The sequence below is a fragment of the Paenibacillus intestini genome (genome assembly GCF_030803945.1).
GTDB lineage: Bacteria > Bacillota > Bacilli > Paenibacillales > Paenibacillaceae > Paenibacillus > Paenibacillus polysaccharolyticus.
In genome coordinates this window covers 370,084-393,728 of sequence record NZ_JAURUN010000002.1, presented here as the reverse complement: position 1 = coordinate 393,728, position 23,645 = coordinate 370,084, and the positions used below count along the sequence as shown (strand labels likewise).

Sequence of the window (23,645 nt, the reverse complement as noted above, 5' to 3'; positions counted from 1 at the left end):
GTATGGCAGAGTTTATGAATGTAGGGAAAGTTGTGAACACGCATGGAATTCGTGGAGAGTTAAAGATCATGCCTTTGACTGATTTTCCAGAAGTACGTTTCGCCCAAAATGCTGAATTGTTTTTGTTTACTCCGGATAATCATCCGGTGCCAGTTACAGTGGAATCTGCGCGTCTGCATAAAAATATGTATATCGTTCGTCTGAAAGAATACGGCAACATTAACGAAGTGGAAAAGTTCAAGGGGGGGATAGCGAAAGTATCCAAAGAAAACCTTGCTGAACTTGAAGAAGGGGAGTATTACTTCCATCAAATCGTAGGATGCGCTGTCATTACGGAAGAGGGAGAGTCACTCGGGACGATTTCGGAGATTCTGACCCCAGGTGCGAATGATGTATGGGTAGTCAAAACACCGGCGGGAAAAGAAGTGCTAATTCCGGTGATTGACGATGTTGTTCTGGATGTGGATGTAGAGCAGAAGCAGGTCAAGATTCACCTGATGGAAGGACTGCTGTAACATGAAGGTGGATGTATTAACGTTATTCCCGGAAATGTTCGATGGTGTGTTTGGCACAAGCATTCTGGGTAAAGCGCAGGCCAAGGGGCTTGTCTCGCTTGGGGCGACCAATTTCCGAAATTACGCAACCAATAAACATAACACTGTGGATGACGCACCATATGGCGGCGGTGGAGGTATGGTGCTCAAACCTGATCCGATTTTTGCTGCCGTAGAGGATGTTTTGCAACAGCGCGGAGAAGCTGCCGCCACAATGAAAGCGCCCCGGATTATTCTGATGTGTCCGCAAGGTGAGACATTTACACAGAAAAAGGCAGAAGAACTGGTTCAAGAAGATCATCTGATCTTTATCTGCGGTCATTATGAGGGATATGATGAACGAATCCGCGAATTTCTGGTGACGGATGAACTATCTATTGGTGACTATGTTCTGACTGGCGGAGAACTACCTGCTATGGTGGCCATTGATAGCATTGTACGGCTGATTCCGGGGGTGCTCGGTAACGAGACAAGTGCAGTGACGGATTCATTCAGTACGGGGTTGCTGGAGTATCCTCACTATACTCGCCCGCCTGAATTTAGAGGCATGAAAGTGCCGGATATGCTCTTGTCTGGACACCATCTGAATATCGAGGCTTGGCGTAGAGAACAATCGCTGATTCGTACGTTGGAGCGCAGACCTGAACTGTTGGAGTCGGCAGATCTGACGGAGAAAGAACGGAGATGGCTGGAGCAGTACCGGGCTGAACAAGATAAGAAATAGGTAAAGATAAAGCCGAGTGGACAGCTTAGACTGCATCCATCGGCTTTTTTGATTTAATCAAGGCAGAATTGAATTATTCGTTTGAAAGTATTACTAATCTAGAACCGCTCACTGAGTATATTGGAACCCGTTTGTAGCAGGGTAGGGAGATCGGTATCATTTGTAACGGTTAAGCGAGGTAAAACCATGGGTGAATCCCCAGGGTGAACAAATCCGGGTCTAACCGTGAATCCCATGCGATATCCATGCTGATGGAGTTTGTAAATCATTTGTTCACTGAAATATCCATAAGGGTAGGCGATATATGGCGTATTGATACCGATATGTTTGATCTGCTCAATATCGTGATCCAGCAGGCTGGTATCCAGCGTAACGGGCAGATCGTCTCCACATACCATATATCCTTTGTGATGCAGGTTAAAGGTGTGGCTATTATACTCAAATACATCGCTTCCTGCAGCCATCTCTTGCTTGGAGATATCGCTTTTTTTACTAGGTTTAAAAGCGACTGGTGTGGACTGAATCCGGCTACCTATGACAAAAAGGGAAGCATGGAAATGATATTTTTTGAGTATGGGATAAGCCAGCGTATAATTGTTTTGATATCCGTCATCAAAGGTAATGACAAATGATTTCTCAGGTAGCGAGATTTCACCGTTAACGTATTGTTCAAGCTGAGCCAGAGTAACGGTTCGGTACCCATTTTCGTGTAAATATTTCATATTCTGCTCGAACACATCCAGGTCAATGATGGATTTATTCTTTGGCTCGTGATTGTCAACTTTTGGTGTAACATAATGATACATGAGAACAGGAACTTTTGTAGCCGTGCCTTGTTTGATAACAAAGTTAGAGCGATCCAGCTTGGAATGCAGCGAAAAGTCCGAGTGAGTTAATGTGAAGAATTTACGTTGTACGATATTCCAAGACGAGCAGGCCTTGTGAGATAACGCGTTGGTGGGATGATTAACAGCATAAGCGTATAATGTAACGGTGCATGTGAGCAAAGCAAGTGAGGCTAGCAATAATTTTCTGATGTGTTTCATGTCTCTCCTGGTTCTCCTTTAGAATTCATCTATTTCTTAAAATTCGTTACGCTGCTCGTGTAATGAGCTTTTAAGTATATGATAGACGATCTTCTATGTCGGAAAGTTACATTATTTTATCCACGAGAGTGGTTGACTTTTTAAAAATGGACCAAAACTTTTCACCTATTTACTAATTAAGAGAAGAAATGGATAAGAGAATTGCGAACTATGGGCTGTTAATAAAAAACACAGATGGATGTAAGACGATCTATTATAAATTTGGTTATTTAGCTTGTGTTTTAATGTGCCACGTGATACAATAGTTCTGTTATGTGGAATACGGCGGTCCTCTATGGATAATGAAAGAGACAAGGTGATCTCTGGAAGAAGTATGAACGCCTGTACGGAAGGAGGGAGTCATAGATGAATATCGTTCAAGCGATTACACAAGAACAACTTCGCAAAGATATTCCGAGTTTTCGTCCTGGTGACACTTTGAAAGTGCACGTTAAGGTAATCGAGGGAACTCGTGAGCGTATCCAATTGTTCGAAGGTGTTGTGATTAAACGCCGTGGTGGTGGAATCAGTGAGACTTTTACAGTTCGTAAAATTTCTTACGGTGTAGGTGTGGAAAGAGCTTTCCCGCTTCATTCCCCTAAAATCGATAGAATCGAAGTGGCTCGCCGTGGTAAAGTGCGTCGTGCGAAGCTTTATTATCTTCGTGAACTACGCGGTAAAGCAGCGAGAATTAAAGAAATTCGTTAATATAACGGATACCGGGAGGGGCTTGGAGACAAGCCCTTTTCGTTTTTGTCCGGGAAAAGTTGAACCAGAGGTACACTTCCGAGTAAAATGGTATGGCGGATATGCGGCGTAAAGTCCGGGAGGATTGTGACATCAGTTATCCAAGGAATTTGAATTATTGTTCAATGTACGGTTGTAATGCTTGGCTTCAAGAATTACATAACTGAGTTGAATAATTTGTTTTCTCTAGTTCTATATAGGGAGGAAGCAAAAAGCTGAATGTATACTGCTATAATCATGTACTGTGAAGAGAGGAAGATCTTGAATGGAACAAGAAGTCCAACAGGACCAGAGCTTACCTGCGGAAGAAAAAAATAATCGATCCCAAAAAGCAAAAAATGAAATTGTCGAGTGGCTGAAGGCCATTGTCATTGCACTCGTACTGGTTATTCTGATTCGCTGGTTACTTTTTAAACCATTTGTGGTGGACGGGCCATCCATGCAACCGAATTTCTCGACAGGAGAACGTGTCATTGTCAATGAGATACTATACGATATCCGCGAGCCAAAACGTGGTGAAGTGATCGTCTTCCATGTACCTTCCGAAGGACGGGATTTCATTAAACGTGTTATCGCAGTTGCGGGAGATACGGTTCAGGTTCAGGGAGACACCGTAACGGTAAATGGACAAAAGGTGAATGAGACCTACATCCAGGGTGCTATTGATGCGGCTGAAGCGAGTGGCGGAACGTATAACGTGAAGGATTTCCCGAATGAACAATTCCCAGACGGAAAGGTGCCAGCGGGTCATGTGTTTGTTATGGGGGATAATCGACCTAACAGTACAGATAGCCGAATGATCGGTTATGTATCCCTGAAAGAGATTATTGGCCGTGCTGATGTTATTTTCTGGCCTATTGGAGAAATTAAGTGGATTAACCACTAAAACTTAAAGTATGTATTAAATGAGGTGAAGACAAGGTGACGATACAATGGTTTCCAGGTCATATGACCCGAGCCAGACGCCAGATTCAGGACAAGTTGAAGCTCATTGACGTGGTCATCGAACTATTGGATGCCCGTCTGCCTGTCTCCAGCCGTAATCCGATGATTGACGAGATTTTGATGGATAAACCCCGCATGATTTTGCTCAATAAGTCGGATTTGGCGGATGCCAAAGTGACGCAAGAGTGGATTGAGTATTTTAAAAAAGAAGGCATTACAGCGTTCCCTGTGGATGCTTCAACAGGTACCAATGTCAAAGATATTCCTGCTCAGGCAAGACTTCTTCTAAAGGAGAAGATTGATCGTCAATTGGCAAAAGGCATTAATCCCCGAGCCGTTCGGGGATTGATTGTCGGTATTCCTAACGTAGGTAAATCCACATTGATCAATCGTTTGGCTGGACGGAGCATTGCTGCAACTGGAGATCGCCCAGGTGTAACTAAAGGCCAGCAATGGATCAAAGTAGGCAAGGAAATGGAACTGCTGGACACCCCAGGTATTCTGTGGCCGAAATTTGAAGATCAGAATGTGGGTTACCGACTTGCTGTGACGGGTGCGATCAAAGAAGAAATCCTGAATGCAGAAGATATCGCATTTTTCGGAATCAGTTATCTGATGCGTTATTATTGGGATGCGCTGGAAGAGAGATATGGTCTTCAGGAGTTCTCCAAAGATGCGGACGATTCGGACAGTGTTATTGCCATTATGGAGCAGGTTGGCCGAATTCGCGGTTGTGTTATCAGTGGTGGACGGATTGATCTGGAGAAAGCATCACGAGCGTTTCTGCGCGAATTACGAGCAGGCAAGATGGGGCGTTTCTCTATGGAAGCTCCTTACTGATCGAAAATATCCTTACAAGAGCCGAAAGAAGCGGCCGTTACCGGATTACCGGGAACGGCCTTTTTGTGTTTTGAAGGCTAAGGGGATATAAACCTAGCATGAATATGGTAAAAAAATGAAGTTAAGTGTGCTTGGTGGAATTGTTTGTTCTGTATAGGAGGTGTCCTGAAATCATGCTATGATAAATGATGTTGAAAATTTGCAGAACATCAGTTTGTATGTATTCAATTTAACGCTATGATAACCGATAAATGAAGACATCAGGATATTTTTTAAATCATACTTTTAACACGAAACATTGTGCAGGAATACGATTAATCAGAACAAATATGCGATAGCCTACGTCTAATTAATTATATACATTACATGGGATTACACAGCTACACGAAACATGGGTGAGGAGATGAACAGAATGACAGCAAACCATGAAATGCCGGAGCTTGCATTGCCAGAACTGCAACGCAAACCGAAGAAAAAGAAAAAAGAAACTAGCGAACCTCGGGATCTTTTGGTGTATGAGCGGGAGTATTGGGGTAGCGGGTTTGAATATATCGCAGGAATTGATGAAGTGGGACGAGGATGTTTGTTTGGGGATGTGGTTGCGGCGGCCGTGATCTTGCCTCAAGGGCTTATTTTGGAAGGGGTCAATGATTCCAAAAAGTTGTCAGAAAAGAAACGTGATACGTTATATGACATCATTATGGAGAACGCGCTGGCTGTAGGTGTAGGATATGCAGATGCGGAAACGATTGATCGTCTGAATATTAAACAGGCCGCCAGACTGGCCATGAAACGTGCGGTAGAGGCACTTGATGTAACACCTCATTACATGCTGGTGGACGCGGAAAAGGTGGATTTGAATATACCGCAGTTATCTATTATTAAAGGGGATGCAAATAGCCAATCGATCGCAGCGGCTTCTATTGTGGCCAAGGTAACGAGAGATCGGCTGTGCAAGGAAGAATGGGATACGTTATACCCGGAATATGGTCTGCCCGTACATAAAGGCTATGCAACTCAATTTCATCGGGAACAGATTATGGCACTCGGCGCAACACCGATGCATCGGCGGAGCTTTCTCGGTAATTTATTAGGTGAGCAGCATACGTTGTTTTAATTGAAAGGGAACGGAAAGGAGGGAGAACGAGTTGAATGTCAGCTCTATGATTCGTGGTTTAATGGGAGACAGTAAGCCCGGAAACGCCAAGCCGCTCGAATTAAAAGAAGGTCAGGTCGTTCGTGGGTCTGTCGTCAGTGTATCGGATGATGGTGGAGAGGCAGTGCTCCAGATTCAAGGGGTGCAGGTGCGTGCCAAACTGGAGACACCGCTCCGTCCGGGTGAGACGACGCTTCTGCAGGTTCAACCTCCAGGTGAAAACGGCATAACGGTAATGAAACCTGTTGCTGGCTCGCTTGCGGAGCTGCCGCAGGCTTCACTGAATAATTTGTTGCAAGAGGTAGGTTTGGCGGATACCAAAGACAACCGTGAATTGTTACTTGCTATGCAACGCAGTGGGCTTCCGCTGACCAAGGATAACGTAGCCATGGTGCAAAACATGATGGTAGCCAAACCTGCACAGGTGCCTGTGGAGGAATGGGTACAGGCGGCGGGCATTGCTTTTCAGAGGGGCCTGCCTATTACGGCCGAAACGGTGAAAGGTTTACATCAGACCGTATTTGGGCCTCCTTTGCATCAGTTGTTAAGTGGTCTTGCGGATCAACTGGAGTCGTTTTTGTCTCAAACGGTGGCAGGTAAGCCGTTTCCTGGCGGCGAAGCAGCAGCAGGCTTAAAAGCGGGGGCGTCCACAGGACAGGCGGGAGCTTCTGGAACTTTTACTAATGTTGCTGTTCAGCCAGAAGAGGGAGCGCCAGCGGTAAATGTGAGCAGGCCAGGAGTCGGAATACCCGTAGCCTCTCCTGTAGCGTCACAGCCGAATCAGGTTCAGACCACTCCAGCGGCGGGTGCAGGAGTGACTACAGATGCTGCTGAAGGTGCGGCATCAGACCAGGGGCAACAAGCCAAAGGTAACGTGCCGCTGAATGCAGGCCAGGCGAATGGTGGACAGACAGCAGGAGCTGAGACTGCTGCGAAGAGTGTTTCCAGCCAAGCGGAAACGGCTGGCAAAGGCAATGCAGGTATTCCGGCAGGTACCGGAATACCTGGTGAAGGCCCGCCGCGCGTTGCGGATGCGGGCCAAGTTGCGAGCCGCCCGGGAACACCTGGGACGGCGGATGCGGCGGCTGGCCGTGCAAGTGCGGGCCAGCCGGAAGGTGCGGCCGTGCGTGCAGACGGCCGCGCAGACACGCCTGCTGCTGCGGCGACACCTGCCGCAGCAGGGCAGGCCGCGCCAGCAGCGCCTACGCCAGCACAGCTGGCGCCAAAGCTGCTGGCGCTGCTGGACGCGCTGCGCAGCGCGTCCACTGCCGCACCGGCACAGCCGGGTGCGGCAGCACAAGCCGCCCCTGCTGCGCAGCAGGGCGGTCAAGTGGCTGCGGCTGCCGCAGGCTCGCCGCAGCCCTTGCCAGCCGGCGCTGATGCGCAGCCGGCTGGCGGTGTTGCCGCCGCTCCCGCAGGTGCGGCGGCAGTGCACACGCCCGTCACCCACGGAGGAGACCCGTGGGTGGGACGCGTGCTGAAGCTGCTCGGTGCGGAGCACGAGCAGCAGGCCGTTCACGGCGCGGCGATGCAGCCGCGCGTGGGTGAGGCAGCGAGTCCGGCGAACACGGACTCGCTCAAGGGTTTGCTGCTGCAGTTGGCCAGCAGCGACAGTGCCCCGGCGGCGCTGAAAGATGCCGCCAATCAAGCCATACAATACCTGACAGGTCAGCAACTATTGCTCACAACCGATCGCGGTGCAGCGTTTGCGCAAATGCATTGGTTTATCCCCATCACAGGTCCGGACGGTGAACAGACAGCCTCTGTGCAGATTCAATCACGCCGCGGTCAGCGCGGGGAATTGGATGCCTCGAATTGCCGTCTGCTGTTTGACTTGGATATGAGAAGTTTGGGTCATACCCTTGTCGATGTACATGTGGTCAATAACATTGTCAGTTTGCGTGTACTTAATGATCGGGAAGAAATGGGAGCTTTGATGGAGAGTGGACGTGAAATCATTCATCAATCGCTCGACAAGCTTGGATATCAGTTATTGACCTTCCGGGCAGAACCTTGGCCAGCAGGGCAGGAGCTCGGGATGGAGCGGAAGATGACTGCTGCAGATTATAGCCCTGAGCGATACAAAGGGGTGGATTTCAAGGTATGAAAGAGGAATTACCACAGCCGGAGCTTTTATCCAAAAAAGCAGTTGCATTAAAATATGTCCCGGGAGAAAGTGAAGCACCTGTTGTCGTAGCCAAAGGCCGCGGCAAAGTGGCTGAAGCCATACTGGACAAAGCTAAGGAAAACGGCGTACCCGTACAGGAAGACGCAGCTTTAGTTGAAGTGCTCTCCAAGCTGGATCTGGATGAACAGATCCCGACAGAATTGTATCAGTTGGTAGCAGAAGTGCTTACCTATGTTTATCGAGCCGATCGGCTTGCCTCAGGCCGAAGTGATAACGAATCATGGTAGAACAGGGATCTGGCCAGAAACCTAGTGGCAAGTTGACCCGTCAGCAGAAGGGAAAGATTGGCGAGGAGGAAGCTTGCCGCTGGTTAGTGAAACAGGGTTATTCTATCCTCCAGCGAAACTGGCGTTGTCGTAGCGGAGAAGTCGATATTATCGCAGTACGTGAAGATTTGTTAATATTTGTTGAGGTGCGAAGCCGAAGTTCCAATTCAGGATTCGGAACTCCACAAGAGTCTGTCGATCAGCGCAAAATGCAACAGGTTCGTTCAACGGCTGGAGTCTACATCCAAATGAGCGGAGAACATACTCGTCAAATTCGATTTGATGTTATTGCGGTGATGATGAACCATTTTGGCAAGATCATGTCCATAAATCATCTAGAAAATGCATTTTAGCTTGGAGTTAGTTGATAAAAAGAGATGAGCGTTTAGACGAGTATAATGTCTATAGTTCATCTTTTTCTATTTGATCCGGAACTCTCTTATCTGCCGTCCTTTGAATCTGGTTAACAGAGAGGTGTATAATGAAATTGCAACCTGGTGTGTACCATTTGGAGAGGGAGGCATGACCCATGAGTAAAACGACGAAGACAATCAACGAAGTCCGCCATGCGATCGAGAATCGCCGCACCGTCAAAAAATTCAAGAAAGATCCTGTTCCAACGGAGCAAATCATCGATTTGCTGGATACAGCCGTTTGGGCACCTAACCATAAATTGCGTGAGCCGTGGAGATTTGTGTTGTTCAATGGCAAAGGACGTAAAAAGCTCGCAGAGGCCATTGAAGCCGAGATGGGTGAGGATAACAAGTTTTCGGGGAGTGTACAACAGGTGCCTGCTATTTTGCTTGTTGTGCTGGAGGAAGATCCGAGACAAGCGATTTGGGATGAGGATTTCGCCGCAGTCAGCGCCATGGTTCAGAACTTTATGCTTGCAGCATGGAGCGAAAATATAGGCACGTTTTGGGTGACCAAACCATTTTTATATGCACCTAAATTTCGGAAGCCACTAGGTATCAAGGCAGGAGAAAAAATTATTGGAATGATCTATATGGGATACCCCGATGTCATTCCATCAGCGAAAGAGCGTACACCTGCCAAGGAGAAGCTAACGTTATTTGAATAAAAGAACTTCATTCGAGACCACATACATGTGGTCTTTTTTTATATGATCATTTTCAAATAGTGTTTTGTCATAAACCAAATTCCTGTCACTGTTTGATGTTCCCACGATATCTCCTCCGATAAGCTTTTTTTGAAAAGAGACATTCATTTATCTTATGATTTACGTGTAACTGCCAATTCAATTTTTGGATGTGCTTATGATGCCAACCAAGCCGTATAGGTACTCTTCATTAACATGTAAGCAGAGTTCAAATACGGCTTTTGTTTAGCAACTGAATATCCGTATTAAAATAAACTCAAGTCTAACTGCCGATATTGTATTGCTTCCGCGACATGGGCAGTCATAATCTCACCTTCATGATCCAAGTCAGCAATAGTTTGTGCCATTTTCATAATTCGGTCATGGGCACGCATACTCAGGTTCAACGTCTGTATCGTTTGATCCAATAAATGCTCTGCTTCACGAGGTAGATGGATTGTCTTCCGTAAAAATGTGCCAGAGAGCTGACTGTTCCAGCGCACTGAGCCGTTCGTGTACCGTTTGGCCTGAATGGAATGGGCAGCCATCACTTTGGACTGCATCTCGACAGATGAAGGAGAAGTGCCAGCCATACGCCAATCTCCTGGTGGGGGAACTTCGACTTGGAGATCAATACGATCCAGCAGTGGGCCCGAAATTTTGGCCCTGTATGCTGCAACGCGAGCCGGGCTGCAGATACAACGCTGCTCCTCCGCCTGTGCCGACAAATATCCGCAGGGACAAGGGTTCATTGAACAAGCCAGCATAAATTGTGCAGGAAATGTGAACGCAGCTCTTGCCCTACTGATTGTAACCGTCTGATCTTCAAGCGGCTGTCTTAGTACTTCAAGAACTTGACGCTGGAACTCCGGTAGTTCATCCAGAAACAAAATTCCGCGATGGGCTAGACTGACCTCGCCTGGCTTTGGAATGCCGCCACCCCCAATCAAGCCGGAGGTGGATATCGTATGATGAGGTGACCGGAAGGGTCTGTCTGCAATCAGTCCTTGAGGAGCTTCTTTTAGATGTCCCGCCGCACTTAACACTTTAGTTACTTCGAGTGCTTCTTCTTCCGATAAAGGGGGTAAAATTGTCGGTAATCGTTTAATCAGCATCGTTTTGCCTGTACCAGGTGGGCCAACCAGCATGATATTATGCATGCCCGCAGCGGCAATCATAAGTGCACGCTTGACATGATGCTGTCCAAGTACATCACTATAGTCTTCATGTGGATAAGAGAGAATTTCTCTACCTTGATTGGACCGTGCACTGGAACGTCCTGAGATATGAAGGTGACTGTAGTCTTTTAAAATGATTGGCCCCGCACTCGTTGTTCCCCCTAAAGTGTTGCCATTTAAACCTTGGGATGTAAGGGTATGACCAGGAGCAAGGTCCTTCAGATGTTGAAGCCCATAGATCCCGATTCCACGAATCAAACGCGCCTCCTCCACGTTCTCATAAGGGAGCAGAACCGAAGTAAAGCCTTGCCTTTTGGCTAGATCAACCATCGACAATATTCCGGGAACGGGCCGGATTGAACCATCCAGTGCCAGTTCCCCGAGAACTAAAGTGCGTTCCTGCGGGGGAAGAACAAGTTGACCGCTGGTCGTAAGTAAAGCAATGGCAATAGCAAGATCAAAGGAGGAACCTTCCTTACGCAGATCAGCTGGGGCCAGATTAATCGTAATTCGTTGCAAAGGATACTGATATCCACAGTTTTTAATCGCCGCCCGAACGCGTTCCACAGCTTCTCTGACCGCCGAATCCGGTAGTCCGATAATTGAAGTCAGAGGCAACCCATTAGATAAATCCGTTTCAACTTCAATTAATACACCGTCAATTCCATAGAGACACGAGCTATACAACTTTCCATACATAACAAAGAAACACCTCTCTCGAATGTTGGGCTACGCGCAGGGCGAGCCAGTCTCGAATTAAGGTGCTTCCTCAGCTTCTACTAGCATTTTATATAAAAGGAATCAGAGCGTCAACCCGGTGTGAATTGAACTGCAATGAGTTTGTCTGAATCCTGAATTGTTCTGGTGATTGTTCTGATGATCCTCCCTGAAGTAGATTATCCGTCCTATTGATCACCTGTAATTATATTTTATACAACTAAATTTAACATGATTAAATAGCAATGTAAAATAATTTGTGCTCAATTATTCTTTTTTTAATCTATTTTGTGATAAGATAGTAATGGGGAACTCAATTTCGCCGCTAATAAAGGTGAAGCAGGATGATTAGCCCATGAGATATGCAATTTAAAGTACATTAGGCAGGTGAGATAGCTAACATGCAGACAGACCGTTTAAAGCTGGATAATCAATTATGCTTCGCCATATACGCTTGTTCACGTGAAATTACAAAATTGTACCAGCCCTATCTGGAAGTGCTTGGTGTAACGTACTCTCAATATCTGGTATTAATGGTATTGTGGGAGCGGCAGGAATGTACCGTTAAGGAAATTGGTGAAGCTCTGTACCTCGATTCAGGTACGCTGACGCCTCTTCTCAAACGGTTGCAGTCAGCCGGGTTCATCCACCGTGAGCGCTCTGCACAAGACGAGCGTAAAGTGTTGATTACACTAACCGATGCGGGACGTGAACTTAAGAATAAGGCATTATCCATACCTGAAGCCATTCAGGGAGATGCTTGCTTGAACAGCACAGAGTTTGAAGCACTACTTGGGCAGTTTAAAGGCTTGCTCGAGAAAGTTCATGAATCGAATATAAATGCCGCTAAAAAATAATAATAAAAGTCTCCATGTGATGAAAACCTTAGCCTAATCGGTTGAGGTTTTTTCCATATATATCCAAGCATTCACAAAAAGGGATCATATCCATATCAAAATGCTGTCTATTAACCATTACTTTTTTAAGGAAAGCGTTTTAAAAACATGTTACAATGAATTGGGTTTAAGTGAAAATAGTCAACATATGTCTTTTGTTCGTCTACCAGCCCGCCTTGTTGCAGTCATGTTGATAGGAGGATTCGAGAATGAATATCCATGAATATCAAGGAAAAGAAGTACTGAAACAGTATGGAGTTACCGTTCCAAACGGAAAGGTTGCTTATACAGTCGATGAAGCGGTTGCGGCCGCAGAGGCACTGGGCAGTCCGGTGACTGTAGTTAAAGCGCAAATTCACGCAGGGGGTCGGGGTAAAGCCGGCGGCGTGAAAGTAGCAAAAAGCACAGAGGAAGTTCGTGCCTATGCATCCGAAATTTTGGGCAAAGTATTAGTAACCCATCAGACAGGACCAGAAGGTAAAGAAGTAAAACGTCTTTTGATTGAAGAAGGATGCGATATCCGCAAAGAGTATTATGTGGGTGTTGTTGTCGATCGTGCTACAGGACGTGTAGTCATGATGGCTTCCGAAGAAGGCGGAACAGAGATCGAAGAAGTAGCTGAAGCTACACCTGAAAAAATTTTCAAAGAGGTAGTTGACCCTGCGATCGGGTTGCAAGTGTTCCAGGCACGCAAACTGGCTTACAGCATTAACATTCCGAATGAACTCGTGAATAAAGCTGTGAAGTTCATGCTTGCGTTGTACAAGGCATTTGTCGAAAAAGATTGCTCTATTGCCGAGATCAACCCACTGGTTGTTACCGGAGATGGAAACGTTATCGCGCTGGATGCAAAGCTGAACTTTGACTCCAACGCTCTCTTCCGTCACAAGGATATTCAAGAACTTCGTGACTTGGATGAGGAAGATGAAAAAGAAATCGAAGCTTCCAAATACGACCTCAGCTACATAGCGCTTGACGGCAACATTGGCTGTATGGTTAACGGTGCGGGACTTGCGATGGCTACGATGGACATCATCAAATATTACGGTGGAGACCCGGCCAACTTCCTTGATGTTGGGGGCGGTGCAACAACAGAGAAAGTTACGGAAGCATTCAAGATCATTCTGTCTGATGCCAAAGTAGCCGGTATCTTTGTTAACATCTTTGGTGGTATCATGCGTTGTGATGTCATTGCCAACGGTGTTGTTGAAGCAGCGAAGCAGCTTGGCCTGACCAAACCGCTGGTTGTTCGTCTTGAAGGAACTAACGTGGAACTGGGCAAACGTATTTTGGGTGAATCCGGCCTGAATATCGTTCCTGCTGATTCCATGGCCGATGGAGCACAGAAAATTGTTGCCCTCGTAAAATAGGTTCATTCCTTCGTACCGGAGCTGTCCGGGAATTGAAAAATAACCGTAAGGATGTGAAGCAACGTGAGTATTTTGATCGATAAAAATACAAAAGTCATTACGCAAGGCATTACGGGTTCAACGGGAATGTTCCACACGAAGGGCGCATTGGACTACGGAACCCAAATGGTAGGCGGTGTTACGCCAGGTAAAGGCGGAACCAATGTTGACATCACGCTGGAAGACGGTTCAGTAGTCAGCTTGCCGGTATTCAACACGGTGCAGGAAGCGAAGGAGGCTACTGGCGCAACAGCGAGCGTCATCTATGTTCCTCCAGCATTTGCGGCGGATTCCATTATGGAAGCTGTTGATGCGGAACTGGATTTGGTCATCTGTATTACTGAAGGTATTCCGGTACTGGATATGGTCAAAGTAGACCGTTTCATGGACGGAAAAAATACAGTATTGATTGGGCCTAACTGTCCAGGTGTGATCACACCGGGCGAGTGTAAGATCGGCATTATGCCTGGATACATTCATATGCCAGGACATGTTGGTGTCGTTTCACGTAGTGGAACACTGACGTATGAGGCTGTTCATCAGCTCACAACTCGTGGTATTGGCCAATCTTCTGCGGTAGGTATCGGAGGAGACCCGGTTAAGGGTTCCGAGTTCATCGATATCTTGAAACGTTTTAATGAAGATCCACAGACACATGCTGTCATCATGATTGGTGAGATCGGTGGTACTGCGGAAGAGGATGCAGCAGAATGGGTAGCGGCTAACATGACTAAACCGGTGGTAGGATTCATCGGTGGTGTTACAGCGCCTCCAGGCAAACGTATGGGTCATGCGGGTGCGATTATCTCTGGCGGTAAGGGTACAGCCAAAGAGAAAATTGCGAAGCTGGAATCATGCGGTATTAAAGTTGCTCCGACACCAGCGGAAATGGGCTCCACTTTGGTAAGTGTGCTCGAAGAACGCGGTATTTTGAATTTGTGCACGACACATTAATCCTATTCCGTTATAATAGAAGAAACAGCACGGAAATGATTCATTTTCGGAGCCGTTGATTCATGAGACGGTAAAGGTAAGCAACCTTTTGTCCTTTAAACAGGGCGAAGGGTTGCTTTTTTGCGTTTTTTTAGAAAAATGAGGACGAACTTTAGTGTGCAAAATATGTTAACGTGTGCAATTTATCGTTGTTTATCACACAAATAGAGGGCAATTTGCCCTCTCACAGGAGGCAGAAACATGGAAGAACGTTGGATTTTGCTTGGACTCTATGAAATGGAAGGCATCGGTAAGAAAAGTGTTGCAAAATTGATGACAGGTCAGCACTCGTTGCGGGAGTTGCTTTATTACGAGGAAGGAGACTGGATTGAAGCTGGACTGAGGAAGGATCAGGCGACTCGTTTGGCTAGAGAATTTAATGCCGGCTGGATTGAGAGTAGAAGAGAGCAGGTTTATGATCGCGGGATCGAGGTTATTACTTATCTGGATTCAAATTATCCTATATTAATGAAGGAAACCGCTCAGCCTCCCTGGGTGATGTACACTCGAGGAGACACTCGGTTATTACATCAACCTTCGATTGCGATGGTAGGAACAAGGATGCCTACAGTTTATGGGCGTAAAGTTGGGGAAAAGCTTGCAGAACAATTATCTCTTGCGGGGGTAACTATTGTCAGTGGACTTGCCAGAGGTATTGATCGTGTGTGTCATGAAGCTGTATTACGAGCAAATGGTAAAACAATTGCTGTTTTTGGTACAGGGGTAGATATGGTTTACCCACCTGAAAATACGAGCCTTGCAGAACAAATTGCTGAAACGGGTCTACTCTTGTCAGAGTACCCTCTAGGAACCAGGGCTCGTCAGGGCCTTTTTCCCGAGCGAAACCGGATTATCGCAGGATTAACATTGGGAACGCTCGTTGTAGAAGCGGATGTACGAAGTGGTTCTCTCATCACCGCAGATGCAGCACTCGAGGCAGGCAGAGATGTATTTGCAGTTCCAGGGCCGATTACTTCGCCGAAGAGCCGAGGGGCACATAATTTAATACGACAGGGGGCCAAATTGGTCACTTGTGCTACTGATTTATTAGAAGAGTATCGTTTGGACTTGCCAAATGCAGAACAACTTCCTTACAATAGAGGACGTTCGGCAGAAATGTCAGGACATGCGGAGCAAGGTTTATTTCCAAAGGTGGAACTTTCTACAGATGAACGACGTATCATCATTTTACTTGAGCAGGAAGAGCAGTCTTTAGATCAATTGATAGATCGGTTGGGTTGGGATTTTGGACATTTACATTCAGTTCTGTTATCTTTAATCATAAAAAAGCAGATTAGCCAATTACCAGGAACCAAATATGCTAGGGTATGACGATGCTGCAACCTGTGCAGTATGTGGAGTATATAATACGAAGTATGAAGTGAAGTACAAGAAACAGTTTCATGACTGAGAGGAGGATGGACCTATGGCGGATGCACTCGTAATCGTGGAGTCGCCCTCAAAGGCGAAGACGATCGGCAAATATTTAGGCAGCAAGTTCATCGTGAAAGCTTCGATGGGACATGTACGCGATTTGCCAAAGAGTCAGATCGGCGTTGAGGTAGAGAATGATTTTAATCCGAAATATATTACGATCCGCGGCAAAGGTTCAGTATTAAAGGAACTTAAGGATGCACGAAAGAAAGTGAAAAAAGTGTATCTCGCAGCCGACCCGGATCGTGAGGGTGAAGCCATTGCCTGGCATTTGGCACATGCACTTGAACTGGATGACACGGCTGATTGCCGAGTTGTATTTAATGAAATCACCAAACAAGCGGTTAAGGACGCATTCAAAACGCCGCGTAAAATAAATATGGATTTGGTCAATGCACAGCAAGCTAGACGCATTCTGGATCGGCTCGTGGGTTACAAGATCAGTCCACTATTATGGAAGAAAGTAAAAAAAGGATTATCAGCAGGACGAGTTCAGTCTGTTGCCGTCAAAATTATTTTAGATCGTGAAAATGAAATTGACGAATTTGAACCGGAAGAGTACTGGAGCATTACAGCCAAACTGAGTGCAGATGGCAATCCGTTCGAGGCGAAGTTTCATAAGTTGAACGGAACGAAAACAGAGCTTGGCAGTGAAGCTGAAGTACAAGCGATTTTGAAACAGATCGAAGGTGCTGATTTTACAATCAAGGAAGTGAAGGAGAAAGAGAGAACTCGAAATCCTTCGGCGCCATTTACGACAAGTTCACTGCAACAGGAAGCGGCACGTAAACTTAATTTCAGGGCTTCCAAGACGATGTCGGTTGCGCAACAGCTTTATGAAGGTGTAGACCTTGGAAAAGAAGGCACAGTCGGTCTCATTACGTATATGCGTACAGACTCGACTCGTATCGCTGCTTCCGCACAGGAAGAAGCCAAAGAATATATCGTTGGAAAGTATGGTGAGACATTTGCACCAGAGAGCCCGCGGAACTATTCCAAAAAGGCTTCCAACGCTCAGGACGCGCACGAAGCGATTCGTCCGACTTCCATTTTGCGTGACCCAGATTCGATAAAGTCGTTTATGAGTCGTGATCAGTTCCGTTTATATAAGTTGATATGGGAACGTTTTGTAGCAAGTCAGATGTCTTCGGCTATTCTGGATACACTTTCGGTTGACATCGCTGCAGGAGATACGATCTTCCGTGCTGCGGGTTCCAAGGTGCGCTTTCAGGGATTCATGAAAGTGTATGTAGAAGGCAATGACGATGGTACAACCGAGGAAGATCGTTTGTTGCCTCCGCTCAAGAGTGGAGATGTGCTGAAAAAGCAGGAGATTGAGCCTAAACAGCACTTTACGCAGCCGCCGCCACGTTATACCGAAGCACGGTTGGTTAAAACCTTGGAAGAGCTCGGCATAGGTAGACCAAGTACTTATGCGCCAACACTGGAGACCATTCAGAAACGTGGATATGTTGCGATCGAAGAGAAGAAATTTATGCCGACTGAGCTGGGAGAGCTGGTCATTGAGCAGATGGAAGAGTTTTTCCCGGAAATCCTGAATGTGGAGTTTACCGCGAATATGGAAGGCGATCTCGACCATGTGGAGGAAGGCTCTGAAGATTGGGTTAAAGTGCTGGCTGAATTCTATGAATCTTTCGAGAAACGGCTAGAGTTTGCTGAGGAAGAAATGAAAGAGATCGAGATCGAAGACGAGGTGTCGGATGAGATCTGTGAGAAATGTGGCAAGCCGCTCGTATATAAACTTGGTCGTTTCGGAAAGTTCCTCGCATGCTCAGGATTCCCTGACTGCCGTAATACGAAACCGATTATTAAAGACATCGGTGTAACTTGTCCGAAGTGTAAGGAAGGACATGTGGTGGAACGCCGCAGTAAAAAAGGACGTATTTTCTATGGCTGTGACAAATATCCGGAATGTGATTTTGTATCTTGGGATAAACCTTCCGCTAAACCTTGTCCGAGCTGTGGATCGTTAATGATTGAGAAGCGAAACAAAAAGGGAACAAGATTGCAGTGTACTTCATGTGATCATCAGGAGCCGGTGGAAGAATCGGATGATGATTCAACGGATTAGCATATGATGGGGGTAAATGATTTTGACAAGTGAACAACAAGTAACGGTTATCGGTGCGGGATTGGCTGGATCAGAAGCAGCGTGGCAGATCGCCAGTCGCGGTGTGCGAGTGAAGTTATATGAGATGAGACCGGTTGTCAAAACGCCGGCTCATCATACGGATAAATTTGCAGAACTCGTCTGCAGTAACTCTCTTCGTGCCAATGGACTGGCTAATGCAGTTGGCGTGTTGAAAGAAGAAATGAGAATGTTGAATTCGCTCGTACTCGGAGCAGCTGATCGACATGCTGTTCCGGCAGGAGGAGCCCTGGCTGTGGATCGGGATGGCTTCTCGGGTGAGATTACATCGACTTTGCATCAGCATCCGCTGATTGAAGTGGTGAATGAAGAACTTACTTCACTTCCAGAGGAAGGCATTGTTGTTGTAGCGACCGGACCACTGACTTCGCCGGCATTGTCCGAGCAGATTAAAGCATTGATGGGTGAGGAATACTTCTATTTCTATGATGCTGCAGCGCCGATTATTGAAAAAGATTCCATAGATATGAACAAGGTATACCTTGCCTCTCGTTATGATAAAGGAGAAGCGGCTTATCTCAACTGTCCAATGACAGAAGAAGAGTTTGAACTCTTTTATGAGGCTCTGATTACTGCAGAGGTTGCTCAGTTAAAAGAATTCGAAAAAGAAATTTATTTCGAAGGTTGCATGCCGATTGAAGTCATGATGAAACGGGGCAAACAAACAGCATTGTTTGGACCGATGAAGCCGGTAGGTTTGGTTAATCCGCATACGGGTGAATTGCCTCATGCTGTAGTACAGCTTAGACAGGACAATGCGGCGGGAACGTTGTATAACTTGGTAGGTTTCCAAACGCACTTGAAGTGGGGAGAACAGAAACGTGTCTTCTCTCTGATTCCGGGTCTTGAGAATGCTGAGTTTGTGCGCTACGGTGTCATGCACCGGAATACATTTATTAACTCACCGAAGTTGCTTCGTCCAACATACCAATTCAAAGAGCGCCCTAATTTGTTCTTTGCTGGTCAGATGACAGGGGTAGAAGGATATGTTGAATCTGCCGCATCGGGTCTTATTGCCGGCATGAATGCAGCTAAAGCAGCGTTAGGACAAGAACTTGTTGTACTGCCGGTAGAAACGACACTAGGTAGCATGGCAGAGTATATTACAACAGCGGATTTCAAGCATTTCCAGCCAATGAATGCTAACTTCGGTTTGTTACCGAAATTGGAAACTAGAATCCGTAACAAAAAAGAAAAAAATGAAGCACTTGCAAATCGTGCCCTGGATGGTATCGCCAAGTTTATTGCTTCAGAAGGTCTAACCGTTCCGGAACGCGTATAAATTATTCGTGGGGGAGCTGATATCATGGATATGTCATTTCATGCGACGACGATCTGTGCTGTCCGTCATAATGGCAAGGCAGCGATTGCGGGCGATGGTCAGGTAACTATGGGCCAGAGCGTTGTGATGAAGAATACAGCCAAAAAAGTAAGACGTTTATATCGTGGACAGGTTGTTGCTGGCTTTGCCGGTTCTGTAGCTGATGCAATTACACTGTTTGAAAAATTCGAAGGTAAACTGGAAGAGCACCATGGCAATCTGCAACGGGCGGCGGTTGAACTTGCAAAAGATTGGCGGCAGGATCGCATACTGCGGAAGCTCGAAGCTTTGTTGATTGTGATGGACAAAACAGGAATGTTGCTTATTTCAGGTGGCGGCGAGATAATCGAACCGGATGATGATATCATTGCGATCGGTTCAGGTGGTAATTTTGCTTTATCCGCTGCGCGGGCGCTGAAACGTCACGCTGGACAGATGGAAGCGAAAGATATTGCGCGTGAGTCTCTTCAGGTGGCTTCCGAGCTGTGTGTATACACGAATAGTAATATTATCGTCGAAGAATTGTAGGAACAAAGAAATCTCCCGTACAGGAACTAGATGCTACATCTGCTCCGGTTTACGTTAAGGAGATTCTTTGCTCTTGTGGCTGAATTGACGTCAACATACTTGTAGGAGGGAAGCTTATGAATTCTCAAGCTTTAACGCCAAGACAGATTGTTACGGAACTGGATAAATATATCGTAGGTCAAAAACAGGCGAAGAAATCAGTGGCAGTAGCCCTTCGTAATCGCTATCGACGTAGTCTTTTGCCAGAACACACACAGGATGATATTGTACCTAAAAATATACTGATGATTGGGCCTACAGGCGTCGGTAAAACGGAAATTGCGCGTCGTCTTGCGAAACTGGTAGGGGCACCTTTTGTCAAAGTCGAGGCAACCAAGTTTACCGAAGTGGGATATGTTGGACGTGATGTGGAATCCATGGTTCGTGATTTGATTGAAACATCCCTGCGTATGGTCAAGCTCGAACGAACTGAACAAGTGAAGGACAAAGCGGAAGAAGCGGCTAACGAGCGCATTGTACATATTTTGGCTCCTTCTCAGTCCAAGTCTAAAAATCAGCGTAATCCGTTTGAAATGATCTTTGGGAACAACGGGAATGGAAATGCCCCTCAGGATCAGGACGAACCTGAACCTGACGCAAACGTTGCTGAGCGTCGCCGTAAAATCAAATTCGATCTATTGTCTGGTAAACTGGAAGATGACATCATTGAGATCGATGTAGAAGACAATACGCCGAACATGATGGATATGTTTGCTGGCCAGGGTAATGATCAGATGGGCATGAACATGCAGGAGATGTTTGGCAGTTTGTTGCCGCGCCGTACGAAGAAACGTAAGTTGGCTATTAAGGAAGCACGTAAAGTGCTTATTCAAGAAGAAGCGGGCAAATTAATTGATATGGATGATGTGACTCAAGAGTCCATAAGACGTGCAGAGCAGACAGGCATTATTTTTATCGATGAGATTGATAAAGTAGCCAGTCAAGGTCGTGGAAGTGGTCCAGATGTTTCCCGTGAAGGCGTTCAGCGTGACATTCTACCGATTGTTGAAGGATCAACGGTCATGACCAAGTATGGGCCTGTCAAAACGGATTATATTCTGTTTATGGCGGCTGGTGCATTCCATGTGGCTAAACCTTCAGATCTGATTCCGGAGCTTCAGGGACGCTTCCCTATTCGTGTAGAGTTAAACAGTCTTACCTTGGAGGAGTTTGTTTCTATCCTAACGGAACCTCAGAATGCGCTAACGAAGCAATATGTCGATTTGCTCCGCACAGAGAATATTGAGATTGAGTTCTCGGAGGATGCAATACGCGAGATTGCCAAGCTCGCGGAAGCTGTTAACCAAAACACAGAAAACATTGGGGCTCGCCGTCTGCATACTATACTGGAAAAACTTCTGGAAGACTTGTCCTTCGAGGCTCCTGAGCTTACGTTGGAACGTATGGTGATTACACCAGAGTATGTACGTGAGAAATTACATGATATTGCGACGGATCGAGATTTAAGTCAATACATCCTTTAAGTAAGAGCAAAGGGTAATGAATGTAGCTTCTAGTATCACATGATAAGATGGTCGTATGGAATAAAACATGGGGTATGTACCATAAACAGTGAACATTAATCAAGATGTTCTGTACTTTTATACAGAGCATGCTGTGTTAGATGTCGTGTTTATGCATACATATCCTTATTTATATTATGGTCTAACCTTTTCTGATGATTGGACCGATAATAGAGAGGTGGCGATCATTTATGCTAGAAACTAGGACTTGGGCCGCATGGATAATTGTATAAAGGGTAGCGGATTAGTTGGTATTCCTATTTTTATGCAACCATGTATTTCCATTAAAAGAATTTTAATTATTTAAATGTTATCTGGTGCTAAGCGAATAAACCGGAATATTTTGCGCAAATGTGCAAAACGTCGTTTTGTGGGAAATGGAGAAGGCATCAATTGTTTTCTAAATATAAAATAGTAGTGACCTATACAATTGTTAAGAAAGTGTTGCGTCAGAAATGATAGTTCCAATGAATTTTCATACATAAAATGTGAAATAAAGTAGAGTTGGCTACATAAAAATACAGTGTAATATAAGCTTAAAACCCTAATATGACGGTAAAAAATGCTAAACTTAACAAATTGAAATCCTTTTGCGGAAAGGTACATTTAAAGGTGCTCAGACTGAAATACAGGCTGGAAAAATGAGTTTTATTTTAAGAATGTTTAAGGGCATGCCTCAAGATTGTTAACACATTTTTGATTTGGGACTGAATATTTACGAAAAAAATCATATTTTGCAGAAAATACACAAAAAGCCCTCTCTTTAAGAAAAGATAGGGCTTTTTTCTTATTGTAATATATCCCAAACTCGAAGAAACTTATGTTATACGACAACATCAGAGTTAATTCTACTTAAGTCCTAGAAAACCGTGTAAACACGAATGTTTTTGTCGAAAAAACAACAGCAGTTTCACGTGAAAAGATTCAATCTTTTTCCATATATACTAATGAGAGGAGGGATGTTGTGAATCTTTTAAACGATATTAGCTTTAAAAGATTACAAGGTGCGCTCGATGCGTCGAACATGCGACAACGAACGATAGCTGATAACGTAGCGAACGCCGATACCCCGTATTTCAAGCGATCAGACGTTTCTTTCGAAGAAATGTTACAGGATCAGATGAGCGGTGATTTACCTGTTCTTAAAGGGAAAGTAACGGATCCAAGGCATTTTGTCATAGGTCCTTCCTCTTTAGTACCAACACCAGTAGTTAATATGGACCAGTCCACTTCCATGAATAACAACCAGAATAATGTGGATATTGATCGAGAGATGAGTCTTCTGGCGGATAATCAATTGCGTTACAACGCTTATATCCAGCAAGTGAACGAACAAATTAAAATGATGCGAGTAGGCGTAGAAGGGAGATAACCGCGTTGAACATTAGCAACAGTTTTGGAATCAGTGCTTCGGCTCTTACAGCTCAACGTTTGCGTATGGACGTCATTTCTTCCAATATAGCAAATGCTGAAACCACGCGCGCGAGCATGTCGAATGGGGTCGCAGTTCCATATAAGCGGAAAATGGTAGTGCTTGAACCGAATAAAACATCCTTCAGCACGATGTTACAAAACCAGATGCGTGGTGGAGGTTCAGGTGATGGTGTAAGGGTAACCGAGATTCGGGAAGATCAGTCGCCATTCAAACCGGTTTATGACCCGACTCATCCAGATGCAAACGCAGAAGGGTATGTGTTCATGCCTAATGTGGATATTGCAAAAGAAATGGTCGATATGATCTCGGCTTCACGTTCTTATGAGGCTAACGTTACTGCACTGAATTCAACCAAAGCGATGATTTCTAAAGCGTTAGAAATTGGAAAAGGTTAACTG

22 protein-coding genes are annotated in these 23,645 nt (G+C 45.6%); 20 read left to right on the top strand and 2 right to left on the bottom strand.

The window, feature by feature from the left end:
- The first annotated feature begins 2 nt into the window (after positions 1–2).
- Positions 3–515: a ribosome maturation factor RimM gene (gene rimM, locus J2T16_RS07000; RefSeq protein ID WP_154958970.1), complete on the top strand. Its 513-nt coding sequence runs from the start codon at positions 3–5 to the stop codon at positions 513–515.
- Between the two features lies 1 nt (position 516).
- Positions 517–1,278, top strand: coding sequence for a tRNA (guanosine(37)-N1)-methyltransferase TrmD (gene trmD / locus J2T16_RS06995; RefSeq protein ID WP_154886394.1), 762 nt, complete (start codon positions 517–519; stop codon positions 1,276–1,278).
- A 98-nt stretch (positions 1,279–1,376) separates the two neighbouring features.
- Here the strand turns inward: trmD and J2T16_RS06990 are convergent, their stop codons facing one another.
- The gene (locus J2T16_RS06990; RefSeq protein ID WP_499018012.1) at positions 1,377–2,324 is read right to left on the bottom strand and encodes a polysaccharide deacetylase family protein; all 948 of its coding nucleotides are present in this window, start codon (positions 2,322–2,324) and stop codon (positions 1,377–1,379) included.
- 405 nt (positions 2,325–2,729) lie between these two features.
- Between J2T16_RS06990 and rplS the strand changes: the two genes are divergently transcribed.
- From rplS to J2T16_RS06950, 8 genes are all read left to right on the top strand, one after another.
- Positions 2,730–3,071, top strand: a complete 342-nt coding sequence (gene rplS / locus J2T16_RS06985; protein ID WP_024630190.1) for a 50S ribosomal protein L19 — start codon at positions 2,730–2,732, stop codon at positions 3,069–3,071.
- Positions 3,072–3,375: 304 nt separating this feature from the next.
- On the top strand, positions 3,376–3,996 hold the full coding sequence (lepB, locus tag J2T16_RS06980; RefSeq protein ID WP_221790589.1) for a signal peptidase I: 621 nt from the start codon (positions 3,376–3,378) through the stop codon (positions 3,994–3,996).
- Between the two features lie 35 nt (positions 3,997–4,031).
- Positions 4,032–4,895 (top strand): ribosome biogenesis GTPase YlqF, encoded by an 864-nt coding sequence (gene ylqF / locus J2T16_RS06975; protein WP_090923891.1) that lies wholly within the window; start codon positions 4,032–4,034, stop codon positions 4,893–4,895.
- 412 nt (positions 4,896–5,307) lie between these two features.
- Positions 5,308–6,012, top strand: coding sequence for a ribonuclease HII (gene rnhB, locus J2T16_RS06970; protein WP_244159417.1), 705 nt, complete (start codon positions 5,308–5,310; stop codon positions 6,010–6,012).
- A 46-nt stretch (positions 6,013–6,058) separates the two neighbouring features.
- A complete protein-coding gene (locus tag J2T16_RS06965) occupies positions 6,059–8,158 on the top strand; it encodes a TP0910 N-terminal domain-containing protein (protein WP_499018008.1) in 2,100 nt (699 codons plus the stop codon).
- On the top strand, positions 8,155–8,466 hold the full coding sequence (locus J2T16_RS06960; protein ID WP_090923889.1) for an EscU/YscU/HrcU family type III secretion system export apparatus switch protein: 312 nt from the start codon (positions 8,155–8,157) through the stop codon (positions 8,464–8,466). The genes J2T16_RS06965 and J2T16_RS06960 overlap by 4 nt, the downstream gene beginning before the upstream one ends.
- Positions 8,460–8,858 (top strand): YraN family protein, encoded by a 399-nt coding sequence (locus J2T16_RS06955; RefSeq protein ID WP_154886390.1) that lies wholly within the window; start codon positions 8,460–8,462, stop codon positions 8,856–8,858. Before J2T16_RS06960 ends, J2T16_RS06955 begins: the two co-directional genes overlap by 7 nt.
- 176 nt (positions 8,859–9,034) lie before the next feature.
- Positions 9,035–9,586, top strand: a complete 552-nt coding sequence (locus J2T16_RS06950) for a nitroreductase family protein (protein WP_154983893.1) — start codon at positions 9,035–9,037, stop codon at positions 9,584–9,586.
- 284 nt (positions 9,587–9,870) lie between these two features.
- On the opposite strand, the gene J2T16_RS06945 is transcribed toward J2T16_RS06950, so the two are convergent.
- Positions 9,871–11,481, bottom strand: coding sequence for a YifB family Mg chelatase-like AAA ATPase (locus J2T16_RS06945; protein ID WP_221790581.1), 1,611 nt, complete (start codon positions 11,479–11,481; stop codon positions 9,871–9,873).
- Positions 11,482–11,900: 419 nt separating this feature from the next.
- Here J2T16_RS06945 and J2T16_RS06940 point away from each other — a divergent pair, with 419 nt between their 5' ends.
- From J2T16_RS06940 to flgC, 10 genes are all read left to right on the top strand, one after another.
- Positions 11,901–12,356, top strand: coding sequence for a MarR family winged helix-turn-helix transcriptional regulator (locus J2T16_RS06940; protein WP_154886384.1), 456 nt, complete (start codon positions 11,901–11,903; stop codon positions 12,354–12,356).
- 248 nt (positions 12,357–12,604) lie between these two features.
- Positions 12,605–13,765, top strand: a complete 1,161-nt coding sequence (gene sucC / locus J2T16_RS06935; protein ID WP_090923884.1) for an ADP-forming succinate--CoA ligase subunit beta — start codon at positions 12,605–12,607, stop codon at positions 13,763–13,765.
- A gap of 63 nt (positions 13,766–13,828) precedes the next feature.
- Positions 13,829–14,758, top strand: coding sequence for a succinate--CoA ligase subunit alpha (gene sucD / locus J2T16_RS06930; RefSeq protein WP_090923883.1), 930 nt, complete (start codon positions 13,829–13,831; stop codon positions 14,756–14,758).
- Positions 14,759–14,998: 240 nt separating this feature from the next.
- The gene (gene dprA, locus J2T16_RS06925) at positions 14,999–16,129 is read left to right on the top strand and encodes a DNA-processing protein DprA (protein WP_221790577.1); all 1,131 of its coding nucleotides are present in this window, start codon (positions 14,999–15,001) and stop codon (positions 16,127–16,129) included.
- Positions 16,130–16,223: 94 nt separating this feature from the next.
- The gene (gene topA, locus J2T16_RS06920) at positions 16,224–18,323 is read left to right on the top strand and encodes a type I DNA topoisomerase (protein WP_221790575.1); all 2,100 of its coding nucleotides are present in this window, start codon (positions 16,224–16,226) and stop codon (positions 18,321–18,323) included.
- 16 nt (positions 18,324–18,339) lie between these two features.
- On the top strand, positions 18,340–19,683 hold the full coding sequence (gene trmFO / locus J2T16_RS06915) for an FADH(2)-oxidizing methylenetetrahydrofolate--tRNA-(uracil(54)-C(5))-methyltransferase TrmFO (RefSeq protein ID WP_418792737.1): 1,344 nt from the start codon (positions 18,340–18,342) through the stop codon (positions 19,681–19,683).
- A gap of 24 nt (positions 19,684–19,707) precedes the next feature.
- Entirely contained in the window at positions 19,708–20,250 is a 543-nt protein-coding gene (gene hslV / locus J2T16_RS06910) for an ATP-dependent protease subunit HslV (protein WP_090923879.1), read from the top strand.
- A gap of 116 nt (positions 20,251–20,366) precedes the next feature.
- Complete coding sequence (gene hslU / locus J2T16_RS06905) at positions 20,367–21,773, top strand: ATP-dependent protease ATPase subunit HslU (protein ID WP_090923878.1); 1,407 nt, start codon at positions 20,367–20,369, stop codon at positions 21,771–21,773.
- Positions 21,774–22,776: 1,003 nt separating this feature from the next.
- Positions 22,777–23,184, top strand: coding sequence for a flagellar basal body rod protein FlgB (gene flgB / locus J2T16_RS06900; RefSeq protein ID WP_090923877.1), 408 nt, complete (start codon positions 22,777–22,779; stop codon positions 23,182–23,184).
- A gap of 5 nt (positions 23,185–23,189) precedes the next feature.
- Positions 23,190–23,642: a flagellar basal body rod protein FlgC gene (gene flgC, locus J2T16_RS06895; protein WP_090923876.1), complete on the top strand. Its 453-nt coding sequence runs from the start codon at positions 23,190–23,192 to the stop codon at positions 23,640–23,642.
- Positions 23,643–23,645: the final 3 nt, after the last annotated feature.